At 64.7% G+C, this 13,604-nt stretch carries 9 protein-coding genes and 2 pseudogenes; 4 read left to right on the top strand and 7 right to left on the bottom strand.

From position 1 onward, the window contains the following. Positions 1-28: 28 nt before the first annotated feature. On the bottom strand, positions 29-1,414 hold the full coding sequence (locus ACVJGD_RS33985) for a M20 family metallopeptidase (RefSeq protein WP_456638292.1): 1,386 nt from the start codon (positions 1,412-1,414) through the stop codon (positions 29-31). Between the two features lie 150 nt (positions 1,415-1,564). On the opposite strand from ACVJGD_RS33985, the gene ACVJGD_RS33980 reads away from it, so the two are divergent. Further along, complete coding sequence (locus tag ACVJGD_RS33980; protein WP_456638291.1) at positions 1,565-2,953, top strand: LLM class flavin-dependent oxidoreductase; 1,389 nt, start codon at positions 1,565-1,567, stop codon at positions 2,951-2,953. 206 nt (positions 2,954-3,159) lie between these two features. Here the strand turns inward: ACVJGD_RS33980 and ACVJGD_RS33975 are convergent, their stop codons facing one another. The 4 genes from ACVJGD_RS33975 to ACVJGD_RS33960 all read right to left on the bottom strand — a co-directional run bounded on the left by ACVJGD_RS33975 (position 3,160) and on the right by ACVJGD_RS33960 (position 8,667). Next, on the bottom strand, positions 3,160-4,824 hold the full coding sequence (locus ACVJGD_RS33975; RefSeq protein ID WP_456638290.1) for a thiamine pyrophosphate-binding protein: 1,665 nt from the start codon (positions 4,822-4,824) through the stop codon (positions 3,160-3,162). A gap of 331 nt (positions 4,825-5,155) precedes the next feature. Continuing rightward, complete coding sequence (locus ACVJGD_RS33970) at positions 5,156-5,638, bottom strand: GFA family protein (RefSeq protein WP_456638289.1); 483 nt, start codon at positions 5,636-5,638, stop codon at positions 5,156-5,158. Positions 5,639-5,747: 109 nt separating this feature from the next. Next, a complete protein-coding gene (locus tag ACVJGD_RS33965; protein ID WP_456638288.1) occupies positions 5,748-6,875 on the bottom strand; it encodes an alkene reductase in 1,128 nt (375 codons plus the stop codon). A 295-nt stretch (positions 6,876-7,170) separates the two neighbouring features. Then, positions 7,171-8,667: an aldehyde dehydrogenase family protein gene (locus ACVJGD_RS33960; protein ID WP_456638287.1), complete on the bottom strand. Its 1,497-nt coding sequence runs from the start codon at positions 8,665-8,667 to the stop codon at positions 7,171-7,173. 205 nt (positions 8,668-8,872) lie between these two features. On the opposite strand from ACVJGD_RS33960, the pseudogene ACVJGD_RS33955 reads away from it, so the two are divergent. Both ACVJGD_RS33955 and ACVJGD_RS33950 read left to right on the top strand, forming a co-directional pair. Continuing rightward, a pseudogene (locus ACVJGD_RS33955) lies at positions 8,873-9,719 on the top strand (SDR family NAD(P)-dependent oxidoreductase). A 197-nt stretch (positions 9,720-9,916) separates the two neighbouring features. Further along, positions 9,917-10,465 carry a hypothetical protein gene (locus ACVJGD_RS33950; protein WP_456638286.1) on the top strand — a complete coding sequence of 183 codons (549 nt, stop codon included), beginning with the start codon at positions 9,917-9,919 and terminating at the stop codon, positions 10,463-10,465. A gap of 45 nt (positions 10,466-10,510) precedes the next feature. Here the strand turns inward: ACVJGD_RS33950 and ACVJGD_RS33945 are convergent. Together ACVJGD_RS33945 and ACVJGD_RS33940 are read right to left on the bottom strand one after the other, a co-directional pair. Next, positions 10,511-11,709 (bottom strand): annotated as a pseudogene (locus ACVJGD_RS33945) (hypothetical protein). Beyond that, complete coding sequence (locus ACVJGD_RS33940) at positions 11,706-12,764, bottom strand: hypothetical protein (protein WP_456638285.1); 1,059 nt, start codon at positions 12,762-12,764, stop codon at positions 11,706-11,708. Before ACVJGD_RS33940 ends, ACVJGD_RS33945 begins: the two are co-directional and overlap by 4 nt. A gap of 229 nt (positions 12,765-12,993) precedes the next feature. On the opposite strand from ACVJGD_RS33940, the gene ACVJGD_RS33935 reads away from it, so the two are divergent. Beyond that, positions 12,994-13,602, top strand: coding sequence for a TetR/AcrR family transcriptional regulator (locus ACVJGD_RS33935; protein ID WP_456638284.1), 609 nt, complete (start codon positions 12,994-12,996; stop codon positions 13,600-13,602). The last annotated feature ends 2 nt before the right edge of the window (positions 13,603-13,604 follow it).

Below are 13,604 nucleotides of genomic sequence, written 5' to 3'. Positions count from 1 at the left end.
CGGGCACTACGCAAGTGGAACCGTCCCGCTAGAACTTCTGCGCCATCTCGCCGAGATCCCAGAACAGGCCGGTCATGATGGCGAGTGCCTCCTCGGTGACCGGCAGCAGGATGTGCTCGTCGGGTGCGTGCTGCGAACAGCCGGGATAGGAATGCGGCACCCAGATCGTCGGCAGGCGAAGGCCTTCCGAAAACACGTCGTTCGGCAGCGAGCCACCGAAATTCGGCAGGATCGCCGGCGCCTTGCCCGTGGTCTTGTGGATCGACTCCGCGGTCCAGTCGATCCAGGGACTGTCCATGTCGGTCCGCGACGCCGCAAAGCGCTGGGCGCCGCTGACTTCGACCATCGGAAAACCGTTGGCGTGCAGATGCGCGCGCACGGCGTCGATGATCTCCTGATGCTTGGTGCCGACGACAAAGCGAAGTTGCAGCACCGCGTTTGCATGGCCCGGAATCGCATTTGCCGGGCTTGCGATATTGCCCGAGGACATCGCCAGCACTTCCAGCGTGTTCCAGGCATAGAGCCGCTCCGCTGGCGACAACCCATCCTCGCCCCAGTCCGGCGATAGCGCCGGCTCATCGGCCGTGGGCTCGATCTTCACGTCCGCCAGCGCCGCGCGGACCCGGTTCGAGATCGGCGGCGGCTTCAATGCCTCCAGCTTCATCCGCCCCTTGCCGTCGACCAGGCTCGCAATCGCGTTCGCCAGGATGGTGGCGGGATTGGCAAGCACGCCGCCCCAATTGCCGGAATGATGCCCGCCCTCGCGCAAATTGACGTCGAGATGGATACGGTTGCCGCCGCGGCAGCCGAGGAAGATCGTCGGCCGCTCGGCCGAAAGCCGCGGCCCATCGGATGCCAGGAACAGATCGGCCTTGAGTTCCTCACGGTGAGCTTCGCAGACCGCCCGCAGGTCGGGCGAGCCGATTTCCTCCCCGGTCTCGATGATGAATTTTGCATTAAAGCCGAGCCTGCCGCCGCGGGTCTCCCGCACCGCACGCAGCGCCGCGATGTTGATGCTGTGCTGGCCCTTGTTGTCGGCGGTGCCGCGGCCATAGACGCGATCGCCCTTGATCGTGGTCTTCCAGGGATCGAGCTTGTCGCGCCATTCGCCGACCATGCCATCGACGACGTCGCCATGGCCGTAGGTGAGCACGGTCGGGCGCGAGGGGTCCTCGAGATACTCGGCCAGCAGATACGGCCCTTTGCCTGTCGGCGACTCGATCAACCGCGTCGTGAAATCGAGCGCGGCCAGCGCGGGCTGAAGGTTTTCGGTCAGATAAGCACGCAGCGCGGCGCCGCTGGCGGCATTCTGGCTTTCGGTCCGGTAGCCGACACGCTGGTCGAGTTCGCGCAGGAACTCGCCCGATTGAAAATCTTGTCGAACGCGAGCAATCGCATCGCTTCTGTCGGCCATAACTTTCCCTTTCGTCGCGCCTTGTCGACCGAATTATTCTCCCGACCTCATTATCGGGATACGCCGTATGCTGGAAGTGGCGCAGCGACGTCGGGCTCTGCTAAAATTGCATCCGGCACGCCACAAAAATAAATATCGAAAGCCCTCCAAATGACGAAACAGATCCGGCTCAACGCCTTTGCTATGAACTGCGTGGCGCATCAGTCGCCGGGATTGTGGACCCATCCGCGCGACCGCACCGCCGAGTACAACCGGCTGCCCTATTGGCTCGATCTTGCCAGGACGCTGGAGCGCGGCCGGTTCGACGGCCTGTTCCTGGCCGACGTGCTCGGGGTCTACGACGTGTTCGGCGGCGGCCCCGACGCTGCGCTGCGCAACGCCGCGCAGACGCCGGTGAACGATCCCCTGCTGCTGGTTCCGGCGATGGCCGCGGTGACCAAGCATCTCGGCTTCGGCATCACCAGCAATCTCTCCTTCGAGCCGCCCTACACATTCGCGCGGCGGATGTCGACGCTCGATCATCTGACCGAAGGCCGCGTCGGCTGGAACGTGGTGACCGGCTATCTCGACTCGGCCGCGCGTGGCGCCGGCAAGGACAGGCAGACGGCGCATGACGACCGCTACGACGTCGCCGACGAGTATATGGAAGTGGTCTACAAGCTCTGGGAAGGATGCTGGGAAGACGACGCCGCGATCCGCGATCGCGCGCGCAGCATCTTCACCGATCCCACCAAGGTGCATCCGGTCAAGCACGAGGGCAAGAACTTCCGCCTCAACGCGCTGCATCTGAGCGAGCCGTCGCCGCAGCGCACGCCCGTGCTCTACCAGGCCGGCACGTCGCCGCGCGGCCGGCAGTTCGCCGCGGAGCATGCCGAATGCGTGTTCATGTCAGGACCTTCGGCCAAGGTGATCGCGCAGCGGGTCTCCGCCATTCGCGAGCTTGCCCAGCAGCACGGCCGCAACCCGGCCGAGATCCTGATGTTCAGCATGATGACCGTCATCCTCGGCCGCACGGAGGCCGAGGCGAAAGCGAAACATGCCGACTATCGCCGCCACATCAGCCACGAGGGCGCGCTGACACTGATGTCCGGCTGGACCGGCGTCGATTTCTCCACCTACGGCCTCGACCAGGAGGTCCGCCACGTCCACAATGACGCCGGCCGCACTGCGATGGACAACATCACCCGCGCCGATCCCGATCGCAACTGGACCGTGCGCGAGGTCGCCGAGCATGTCGGCATCGGCGGCATCGGCCCCGTGGTGGTCGGCACGCCGGAAAAGGTCGCCGATGACATCGAGCGCTGGTTCGACCAGACCGATGTCGACGGCCTCAATGTCGCCTTTGCGATCTCGCCCGGCGATTTCGAGGATATCGCCAACATGCTGGTGCCCGAGCTGACCCGCCGCGGCCGATACAAGCAGGACTATGCGCAAGGCACGCTGCGCGAGAAACTGTTCGGCGCAGGCCGCGCGCGGCTGACGGACGAGCACCCCGCAAGCCGCTACCGCATCAAGCCGCACACTGCGGCGGCGGAGTAGGAGCGACAGCGTCTCACACCGTCATTGCGAGGAGCGAAGCGACGAAGCAATCCATGCCTCCATATACGCGGAGAGATGGATTGCTTCGCTTCGCTCGCAATGACGACATCAAATCGTAGGGTGGGCAAAGCGCAGCGTGCCCACCATCAAGCACTCCACTCGCAATGGTGGGCACGCTTCGCTTTGCCCACCCTACAAATCGTGGCTCAATTCACGGAATTACTCACCACCACTTCGATCAGCTTCGTGCCGGGCCGGCCGAATGCCGAGCGCATCGCGCCCTTCAACTCGCGGGGATCAGTGATCCGTATCGCTTCCAATCCAAGCGACTTCGCCACCCCGGTGAAGTCAACCGGCGGATCGACGAAATCCATGCCGACGTAATGATCGTCGCCGTGGAAGGCGAGCAGGCGCTGCTTGATGATGCGGTAGCCGCCATTGTTGACGATCACAAATGTCAGCGGCAGCTTGTGGTTGGCGGCGGTCCACAGCGACTGGATCGAATACATCGCGCTGCCGTCGCCGGAAAAGCACACCACCGGCCGCTGCGGATTGGCGAGGCTGACGCCCACCGAGGCCGGCAGTCCCCAGCCGATGCCGCCGGAGGCGAGCGCGTGATAGCCATAGCGATCGCGGTGCGGCCGCAGCGCGATCATCTGGCGCGACGAGGTCAGGCCTTCGTCGACCAGGATCGCATTGTCAGGCATCGCCTCGACCACCTGCAGCGCCAGCCAGTCCGGATCGATCGGCGAGGCGCCCTCCGCTTTCGAAATCTGCTCGACCAGCGCCTTGCGCTTCGTGGTCCAGTTCTTCGAAACCAGCGCCGCAACGCCCTGCTTCGCCCGCGCCTCCAGCGCACTGCCGCCGGCCGCCTTGAGCGCCGGGATCAACGCGCGCAAGGTTTCCTTCACGTCCGCCTTCAGCGCGATCTCCGCGCCGTAGTTCTTGGCGAGGTCCCAGTCGACCAGGCCGACCTGCACGATCCCGAGCCCATCCGGCAGCGGATCGATCTCGCTATAAACAGACATCCGCAGCGGATCGCCGCCGAGCGCGATGATGAGGTCGTAAGGGGCCAACGTCTCGCGCGCGAGCTTCTGCACCCGCGCGATCGCGCCCATGAAGCACGGGCTTTCGGACAGGAAGTGCGCGCCGTACGGCGTCGACGATTGATAGGCCGGCGCGCCCAGCGTTTCCGCGAGTTCGGCCGCTTCCTTGAGCGCATCGCTTTTGACAATCTCGTCGCCGGTGACGATCACCGGCCGCTCCGCTTTCAGGATGCGCGCGACGAGGGCCTGCAGCGATTCATCCGACGGCTTCACCCGCGTGTCGACGCGGGTCGCCCAGCCGAGCTCGATGCCGGCTTCGGAATTGAGGATATCGCCGGGCAGCGAGATGAACACCGGCCCGGTCGGCGGCGTGGTCGCGACCTTCGCGGCGCGGCGCACGATGCGCGGCAGGTCTTCCAGGCGCGTCACCTCGACCGCCCATTTCACCAGCGGCTCCGCCATCTGCACCAGCGGGCCGTAGAGCACCGGCTCCGTCAGTCCGTGGCCCTGCTCCTGCTGGCCGGCGGTGAGGATCAACGGCGTGCCGGTGAATTTGGCGTTGAACAGCGAGCCCATCGCGTTGCCAAGCCCGGGCGCGACATGGACGTTGCAGGCGACGAGCTTGCCGGAAGCGCGGCTGAATCCGTCAGCCATCGCCACCACCAGGCTTTCCTGCATCGCCATCACATAGGTGAGGTCGGGATGGTCCTTCAGCGCGTGCATGATCGGCAATTCGGTGGTGCCGGGATTGCCGAACAGATGCGTGATGCCCTCGTCCTTCAACAGCGCCAGGAACGCCGAGCGACCGGTAATGCGATTCTTCATGTCTCCTCCTACCCTCGGGCTCGTTGGCGCGCGGGATGGGAGCATCATGACCAAACTTGCACGCGAGGGGCAATCGCGCCTGCGCTCATGGCAGCCTTGCGCGCGGAATGGCGGAGCGGGTTATAGCTGTGTCAACCAGTTGAATCGGTCTCGCCGCGAGTTTACTTCACCTCTCCCGCTTGCGGGGGAGGTCGGCGCGTAAGCGCCGGGTGGGGGCTTTCTCCCCACGGAAAGTCCCATCGTGGAGACACCCTCACCCCAACCCTCTCCCGCAAGCGGGAGAGGGAGCGCAGTGTCCATCGCGGATGTACTTGACCTATCGCATCACGTTCTAAAACATCCCCTCGCGATCGGATCGCTTCTTCTTTTTCGAGCGATGCCAGACCACGCCAGGATAACCCTTCAGCGGCACCAGCGGTTCGCCGGTATAGGCCCACTCCTGCAGCTCTTCGATCGCGATGTGATAGAGCGGCTGCCGGCCGGTACGCCCCGAAAACAGCGCGCGCGGAATGTTCACCATGTGCGGCGACCGCGCACGCTCATAGAACAATGGCGTGCCGCAGGTCGCGCAGAAGCTGCGCACGGTCTTCGTCGCCTCATCCTCGTAGCGCGTGATCGCATCCTCGCCGGCGGCGATGCGGAACCGCTTGCGCCAGCTCCCGACATAGGTCGCATAGGCCGCGCCATGCGCACGGCGGCTTAGTGCGGAGTGATCGTGCCAGGCCCAGCGCGCCGGCACATCGATCTCGAGCCGAACTGCGCCGCACAGGCATTGGCCCGACGCGATACCTCCTGCAGCGGCTGCTTTGGCCATTGTCGTCTTCCGTCTCCTTCGTCATTGCGAGGAGCGAAGCGACGAAGCAATCCATCTCTCCGCGCGCGGAGGCATGGATTGCTTCGCTTCGCTCGCAATGACAAACGTCTCAAGCCTGCGCCATCTCGTCATGTGCGGGATAATCCGTATATCCCTTCTCCTCGCCGCCGTAGAACGTCGCGCGGTTATACGGCGTTATCGGATAGCCACGATGCAGCCGACGCGGCAAATCCGGATTGGAGATGAAGATGCGGCCGAAGGCGATTGCATCGGCATGACCGGCAGCGAGCGCGGCATCCGCCGTCTCGCCGGTGAAGCCGCCGGCGGTGATCAGGACGCCGCTCCACATCGGGCGGTACAGCACCATCGCCGATGGCACGTTCTGGTGGTTCACCTCGGCGCGGCCGGCGCCAGAGGAGCGCGGCTCGATGAAGTGCAGATAGGCAAGCCCGAGCGGATCGAGCGACTTGATCGCGTGGCTGTAGAGCGGCATCGGGTCGGCCTCGCCGCTGCCGTTTGCGATACCATAAGGCGACAGCCGTACACCGACGCGGCTGGCGCCCCAGATCTCGATCACGGCCTTGGTCACTTCCATCAGGAAGCGCACACGGTTTTCGATCGACCCGCCATACTGGTCGGTGCGCAGGTTGCTGCGCGACTGCAGGAACTGCTCGATCAGATAGCCATTGGCGCCGTGGATCTCGACGCCGTCGAACCCGGCCTTCAGCGCGTTCTTCGCGCCCTCGCGGTAAGCCTCGATGACACCGGGAATCTCAGAGGTCTCGAGCGCCCGCGGCGTCTCGTAGTCGACCACCTTGCCATCCGCCGTCATCGCCTTGAACTCGGAGGAGATCGCCACCGCCGAAGGCGCGACCGGCAGCGCGCCGCCGGGCTGGAACGAGGAATGCGAAACGCGCCCGACATGCCAGAGCTGCAGGAAGATGATGCCGCCCTTGGCATGCACGGCGTCGACCACTTTCCGCCAGCCGGCAATCTGCTGCTCGCTGTAGATGCCGGGAATGCCAGGGCTGCCGAACCCGGTATTCACCACAGGCGAGGCTTCCGCGATGATCAGCCCACCAGGGGTGGCGCGCTGGGCATAATATTCCACGTTCAAGGGGCGCGGCGCGAGCGATGGCTTTTCCGCGCGCATCCGCGTGAGCGGCGCCATCACCACGCGGTGCTGGAGCTGGTAGGGACCAATCTTGAGAGGAGAGAAAAGCGACGGGAATTTCATGCCTGCCCCGGATTTTGTGTTGTCGTTGCCGGCACTATAGGGGAGGCGCGCGCCGCTGAAAAGCAAGTGGCGAGTGGACTCCCTCTCCCGCTTGCGGGAGGAGACGAGCATAGCTCGCTCCGGGAGGGCTGGGGTGAGGGTGTTTCCGCATCGGGACTCCCCGTGGGGAGAGAGCCCTCACCCGGCGCTTTGCCATAGCCGAAGCTTCGCTTCGGCGTTCTCTAAGAACGGCCGCCGAAGGCGGCCTACGCCTCTCCCGCAAGCAGGAGAGGTGAACACGTGGACAAAGCTGAGTTCAGGCCGTCTTGATCCAGACCGCCTTGACGTTGAGATATTCCTCCAGGTGCTGCTTGCCGGATTCACGGCCATAGCCGCTCATCTTGTAGCCGCCGAACGGCACAGCCGGGTCCATCGCCTGGTAACAGTTGACCCAGACCGAGCCGGCGCGCAGCGCCCGCGCAACCTGGTGCGCCTTGCTGACATTGGTGGTCCAGACTCCACTGCCGAGCCCGAACATCGTGGCGTTGGCGCGCTTGATCAGTTCGTCGGTGTCCTTGAAGGCTATCGCGGAGATGACGGGCCCGAATATCTCCTCCTGCGCAATGCGCATATTGTCCTGCACATTGGCGAATACCGTGGGCTGCACGAAATAACCCTTAGCGAGCGGTCCTTCGGTCAGCCGCGCGCCGCCTGCTACCGCCCTCGCGCCCTCCTTCTGGCCGATCTCGAGATAGCCGGAGACGCGGTCCATCTGCTGCTGCGACACCAAGGGGCCGATCTGCGTGTTCGGATCGATGCCGTTGCCGACCTGCAGCTTCTTGCCAAACTCGGCGACGCGGCCGACGAACTCGTCATAGACCTTCTGTTCGACAAAGAGGCGCGTGCCGGCACTGCAGATCTGCCCGGAATTGGCGAACACCGCCATCGCCGCGCCCGGCACCGCCTGGTCGAGATCGGCATCGGCGAACACGATGTCGGGCGACTTGCCGCCGAGTTCGAGCGAGACGCGCTTGAGGTTGCCGGCCGACGCCCGCACGATCGCCTGCCCCGTGATGTGTGAGCCGGTGAAGGCGACCTTGTCGACGCCGGAATGCGAGGCGAGCGCTGCGCCTGCAGTCTCGCCATAGCCGGGCACCACATTGACGACACCGGGCGGAATGCCGGCTTCCATGCAGAGCTCGGCAAGCCGCAGCGACGTCAGCGGCGCTTCCTCCGCAGGCTTCAGCACCACCGTGCAGCCGGTTGCGATCGCCGGGCCGATCTTCCAGACGCTCGCCGCCAGCGGTCCGTTCCAGGGAATGATCGCGCCGACCACGCCGACGGGCTCCTTCAAGGTGTAGGAAAAGATCTCGCCCGGCAGCGAGTTCTCGATAGTCTCGCCATGCAGCGCGGTCGCCTGCCCTGCGTAGTAACGGAGCATGCCGAGCACGCGCAGGCGGTTGCCGCGGGTGCGGCTGATCGGCGCGCCCATGTCGAGCGTATCGAGCTGCGACAGCTCCTCGAAATTCTTCTCCACCAGATCGGCGAGCTTCAGGAGCATATTCTGCCGCTCGAACGGCTTGACCTTGCTCCACGGACCCTCGAAGGCACGGCGCGCCGCCGCCACCGCGCGGTCGATGTCTTCCGCGTCGCCTTCGGCCACGGTCGCGAGCAATTCGCCGGTCGCGGGATTGTGAGTCTCGAACTTCTTGCCGGAGGCGGCATCGACCCATTGGCCGTCGATCAGCATCTTCTTGTAGGAACCGTCCGCATAGGGATGGCGTGTGATCGGAATCGCCTGCGTGACAGCCATGTTTGCACTCCCTTGATGTTGCCTCGGATTTCGAAAGGTTCCAAAATCGTTATATGCGGAACTCTACAACGGTTGCGCGCAACCGTAAAGCAGCCAGCCTCATAGCGGGCAGCGCGGCAACGAAGACCTCCCATGCGCCTTCGTACGTGGCGCGCCCGCCATGCTAACGTAGAGATGCCTGCCACATATTTGTCGGAGAGAAACCATGCCCCATCCCGCCATGTCGCCAAATCATGTCGCCGTGATCACCGGAGGCGCGTCCGGCATCGGGCTTGCCGCCGCCATGCGCTTCGCTGCTGCGGGCATGAAGGTTTGTGTCGCCGACGTCAGTGCCGACAGTCTCAAGGAAGCCGCCACAAAACTGTCATCGATCGCGCCCGCCGACGGCATCATGACCGAAACCGTCGACGTCAGCCGGTTTGAGGATCTCGTGAAGCTGGAAAGCGCAGTGCAACAGCGGTTCGGCGGCACCGACATCCTGATGAACAATGCCGGCATTCAGCCGGGCAGCCAGATGTTCGGTCCGCGCGAGAACTGGCAGCGGATTCTCGGCGTCAATCTCGTGGGGCATCATCAATGGCACGCAGGCCTTCGTGCCGCGGATGATCGAGCGCGGGCGCGAGGGCCTCGTCATCAACACCGGTTCGAAGCAGGGCATCACGACGCCGCCGGGCGATCCCGCCTACAACGTGTCCAAGGCCGGCGCGAAGGCCTTCACCGAGGCGCTCCAGCATGAATTGCGCAACACACCGGGCTGCCGCCTCACCGCGCATCTGCTCATCCCCGGCTTCGTCTTCACCGGCCTGACCGCGCGCGGCCGCGCCGAGAAGCCGGCCAGCGCCTGGACGGCTGAGCAGACGATCGACTTCATGATCGAGCGGCTGGACGCCGGCGACTTCTACATCCTCTGCCCCGACAATGACGTGCCGCGGCAGCTCGACGAACGTCGCATCCTCTGGGCCGTCGGCGACATCGTCGAGAACCGTCCCGCGCTGTCGCGCTGGCATCCGGATTATGCGGATGCTTTTGCCGCGTTCGTGAAGGGAAAATAGCCGACACGGGCGTTTTTGTTTCGGATGTAATACCGCACTCGAACTGTACGCCACGAATGACGTGCAGCAAGTATCTCTAAACTAGAATTTAAACACCGCTCTCACGGAGTTGAGCGGCGTGCGCATCGCGATCTAGCAAATGATCGCCACCTGAACAGTGTCGCGGGCTGGGTGCGATTCTGACGGAGTGTCGTGTGATGTTACGCAAGATGGTTATCGCATTGTTGGCGGCTGCATCGGTTGGTCTTGCGGCTGCGCCGACGGTGGCGTTGGCGCGTGGTGGCGGAGGCGGCGGCGGCCATGGTGGCGGCTTTGGTGGAGGCGGCGGCTTCCACGGCGGTGGATTTGGTGGCGGCGGATTCCATGGCGGCGGCTTTGGCGGCGGTGGATTCCACGGTGGCGGATTTGGCGGTGGTGGATTCCATGGCGGCTTCGGTGGTTTCCACGGCGGCTTTGCCGGCGGAGGCTTCCACAACGGCTTCGGCGGCATTCACCACGGCTTCGGCGGATTCCACGGCCACGGCTTCCACGGACGGCGCTTCGCCTTCGGCACAGGCTTCGGGCTCGGTTTGTACGACCCATATTATTACGACGACTATGCCTACGACTATCCGTACTACGGCTACGACTATCCGTACTACGGCTATGGCGACACCTACTACGACAACGGCAATTGCTACGTCGTCAATCGTCGCGTCCACACCACTCATGGCTGGCGCACGCAGCCGGTGCAGGTCTGCGGCTGATAAGCCAACGCGCACCTAAGGAGGCCGGCGGATCTCCGCCGGACCTCAAACTGTTTCCGGCGTCAGCGCCAGCAACCGCCGCACCAGTGCGAGCGCGGTTTCGGTGGCGGGGTCGGCTGACGTGACGGGCACGGCGAGTACGATCAGGTCGACCGGATCATGCGACAGCACGATCAGATGCGTGGCGCTGTTGGCCGTGATCAGCGACAGCACGCGCTCGACCACAGCGTCGTCAGGTTGATATCCCCAGGGCGCGTCGGACCGGCGCAGCACACGCTGCGCCGCGAAGAATTCCCGCAATAGCGGCGGATCGTAATTGGCAAGCTCGATCTCGCGGTAGCGCCGCGCGTGCTCGAAGATCGGATGCCGCGCAAGCTCGGCGATCAGCTCGTCGCGTGTCCTCGCCCGCGACAGCGCGGCCGCGTTCAACACCCCGGTTCCTGCGCCTCGAACAGCGCGCGCAGCGTATCCGTCATCAGGGCGATCGTGAGCACGCCGGCGATCGCCACCGCACAGAAGCGCACGATCTGCGCTGCATCGACATCGCCAGCAATGAAGGCGGCGGCGATGCCGAGCAGCGCCGAGCTGCCAAGCCGCAAGGCCATCAGCGCAAGCCCGTGACGCCGCGTCTCGGCGCCGCCGCCTTCAATCAGGATCACGGTCACGGTCAGGAGCGCGCCGATTGCACCGAGCCGGACCGGGATGTCCGGAAACAGCGTGCGGAAATCCGTGATCACGAATGGAATCACGATCAGCGCACCGGCCGCAAGGCGCCCGATGCTGCGGTTCTCCGATGCCATCAGCGAAGCGCGATCGCGGCTCGCGAGCAGCCACGCGCACACGATAAAGCCGGCGAGCTGGAACAGCGACAGCGAGACGGCATGGGCCGTCGTGAACTGCGTGAGCCCGAGCGCGCCCCCAAGGCCGAGCAGGATGCCGCCGAAGACGGCCAGCATCTTCACCGCGCGCGGCGCATGCCGCCGCAGCATGCCCTCGGTCACGACAAGCGCGCCGAGCGGGATCAGCGCCGCCGGAATGAGCGAGAGGCGATCCAGCACGTCGCTGCCGCTCCACCACGCCACGCCACGCACCAGGAACAGCAGCGCGATCACGCCGAGCGCGAACAAGAGACGCCGCGTCAGCGGGCTGTTCGGGTCGCGCCAGTAGAACGTCATCATCGCGACGCAGAGCCCGATCGCGCCGCAGAGATTGACGATGGAATCGGCGATGATCCCGGGATTCATCGGCGCCTGCCCTTTTGGTCGCGCCCACGCGGCCGCAGCGAGCCGAACGCACGCGTATCGTCCATCCAATAGAAGAACGGCAACACCAGCCGCTGCAGCGCCAGCATGGCGGAGGCGGCAATCAGCGCCGGCAGCGAGCCCGCCGGTACCTCGCTCATGAGATAGCGCCGGGCACCGGCCAGATCGATGCGGCCGAGCTGCAGCACGTCATCGCCGCGCGCATAGTCGAGCTCGCGGGCGCAGAACTCGCCATAGATTTCGTTGCGATGCTTTGGCGCGATGTCGAAGCTCTTCTTCAGCGCATCCGAGCCGCCGGTATAGGCGTTGGTGATGACGAACCGTTCTTCGTCAAAGCCGGCCTCAGAGCCGACACCAAACACCGCGCGGTGATGCGCCATGATCCCGCGTGCGAGTTGCAGATGCGCGAAGCTCCGCCGCGCGCCCGACAGGGGCGACGGATACACATCGGAAAATGTCTCAGAGACCATGCCGACCACCGCGGGCACCTGCGTGACATTGGAAATCCATTTCGGACGCAACCCGTCGCGCGCGAACAGCACCAGTGCGGTCAGTCCATAGAGCACCCAGGACAGCCCCTGCCCGCGCACGTCGGGGTCGACCATGACGAGGCCCAGATGCGTCACATCGATCGGCGCACCGTCGAGTTCGACCTCCATCACCGACAGTGCATTGAAGGCGATCGGCCGCCCGGTGTCCTCCTCACAGATCAGCGTGACAATGGCGCGCGCGAGACGCTCGGGCTCGCCGGAGAAGATGCCGTAGGTCAGGCTCTGCTGCGGCAGCGTCTTGGCGGCGACGGCGCGCAGCTGCGAGACCAGCGCCTCCAGATCTTCCGGCGGCAGCGAGATGCCCGGACGTTCGACGATCCGCGTGCGCAGCCCCGCGTGCGTGCGCAAGGTGAGATCGATGTTCGGCTGCGACAACGCCTTGAGCCAGAAGATGGCGTGGCCGGGCAGGCGCACCAGTGCCGCGCCGGCTCTGCCAAAACCTTCGCGCAAGCGCGAGGCTGAAATTGCACTCCGAGAGGACGCCATGCCGCCTGCCCGTTATCGGGCTCCACCAATCAACGCTCGCAGTGAGATAGCCTTCCATCCAGGGATCGACAGCAGGACGAACACGCCCCGCGGAAAAGCGTGAAAACGGCTTTGAACATTCGCCTGCTCCCTGTTATGAGCATTGCTCACAATGTCTTTGTAGCGCCGGCTTGGGCGCGGTTCAATGCGGCTCAATATTGCGAACAACGCGCAAGAAATTGGTTAGCAGATGTCCAAGGCCCTGGAACGACGAGCAAAAAACCGCGAACGGCTGATCGAGGCGGCAGAGCGATCGATCGCCGCGACCGGATTGGCCGGCCTGAAGACGCGCGATCTCGCCAGCGAAATCGGCATCGCCAATGGCGCGGTCTACAATCTGGTTGAGGATGTCGACGAACTGATCCTGCGGGTCGGATCGCGCACGCTGGCGCGGCTCGACGCGGCTCTCACCGCGGCAGAGCGCGACGGCCCGGCGGATCCGGCCGACACGCTGGTCCGCGTCGCGGTCGGCTATTGCGATTTCGCTGCCGACAATCTCGAGTTATGGCGCGCATTGTTCGAGCACCGGATGGCGCCGGGCAAGCCGGTCCCGGACTGGGCCATCTCCGAGCAGATGGACCTGTTCCGCCACATCTACCGCCCGCTCGCCGCGCTCTTTCCCGAGCGCTCATCACAGCAGCTCGCCATCGCCGCGCGCAGCCTGTTCTCCGCCGTCCACGGCATGGTCGCGCTGGGGTTGGAGCACAAGCTGATCGCCGTACCCATCGATGCCTTGCGCAGCGAAGTCGCCACCGTCGTCCGCGCAATGGTGGATGGATTGACAGCGAAGACCGCGTAGAT

This window comes from Bradyrhizobium sp. USDA 10063 (assembly GCF_054063735.1).
Note: the sequence above shows the minus strand (reverse complement) of the source record. Positions and strands in the feature narration are given on the sequence as shown.

Excerpts from the sequence above, each read along its gene's own strand:
- ACVJGD_RS33985 (WP_456638292.1), bottom strand. The coding sequence starts at position 1,414 with ATGGCCGACAGAAGCGATGCGATTGCTCGCGTTCGACAAGATTTTCAA.
- ACVJGD_RS33980 (WP_456638291.1), top strand. The coding sequence starts at position 1,565 with ATGACGAAACAGATCCGGCTCAACGCCTTTGCTATGAACTGCGTGGCG.
- ACVJGD_RS33975 (WP_456638290.1), bottom strand. The coding sequence starts at position 4,824 with ATGAAGAATCGCATTACCGGTCGCTCGGCGTTCCTGGCGCTGTTGAAG.
- ACVJGD_RS33970 (WP_456638289.1), bottom strand. The coding sequence starts at position 5,638 with ATGGCCAAAGCAGCCGCTGCAGGAGGTATCGCGTCGGGCCAATGCCTG.
- ACVJGD_RS33965 (WP_456638288.1), bottom strand. The coding sequence starts at position 6,875 with ATGAAATTCCCGTCGCTTTTCTCTCCTCTCAAGATTGGTCCCTACCAG.
- ACVJGD_RS33960 (WP_456638287.1), bottom strand. The coding sequence starts at position 8,667 with ATGGCTGTCACGCAGGCGATTCCGATCACACGCCATCCCTATGCGGAC.
- ACVJGD_RS33950 (WP_456638286.1), top strand. The coding sequence starts at position 9,917 with ATGTTACGCAAGATGGTTATCGCATTGTTGGCGGCTGCATCGGTTGGT.
- ACVJGD_RS33940 (WP_456638285.1), bottom strand. The coding sequence starts at position 12,764 with ATGGCGTCCTCTCGGAGTGCAATTTCAGCCTCGCGCTTGCGCGAAGGT.
- ACVJGD_RS33935 (WP_456638284.1), top strand. The coding sequence starts at position 12,994 with ATGTCCAAGGCCCTGGAACGACGAGCAAAAAACCGCGAACGGCTGATC.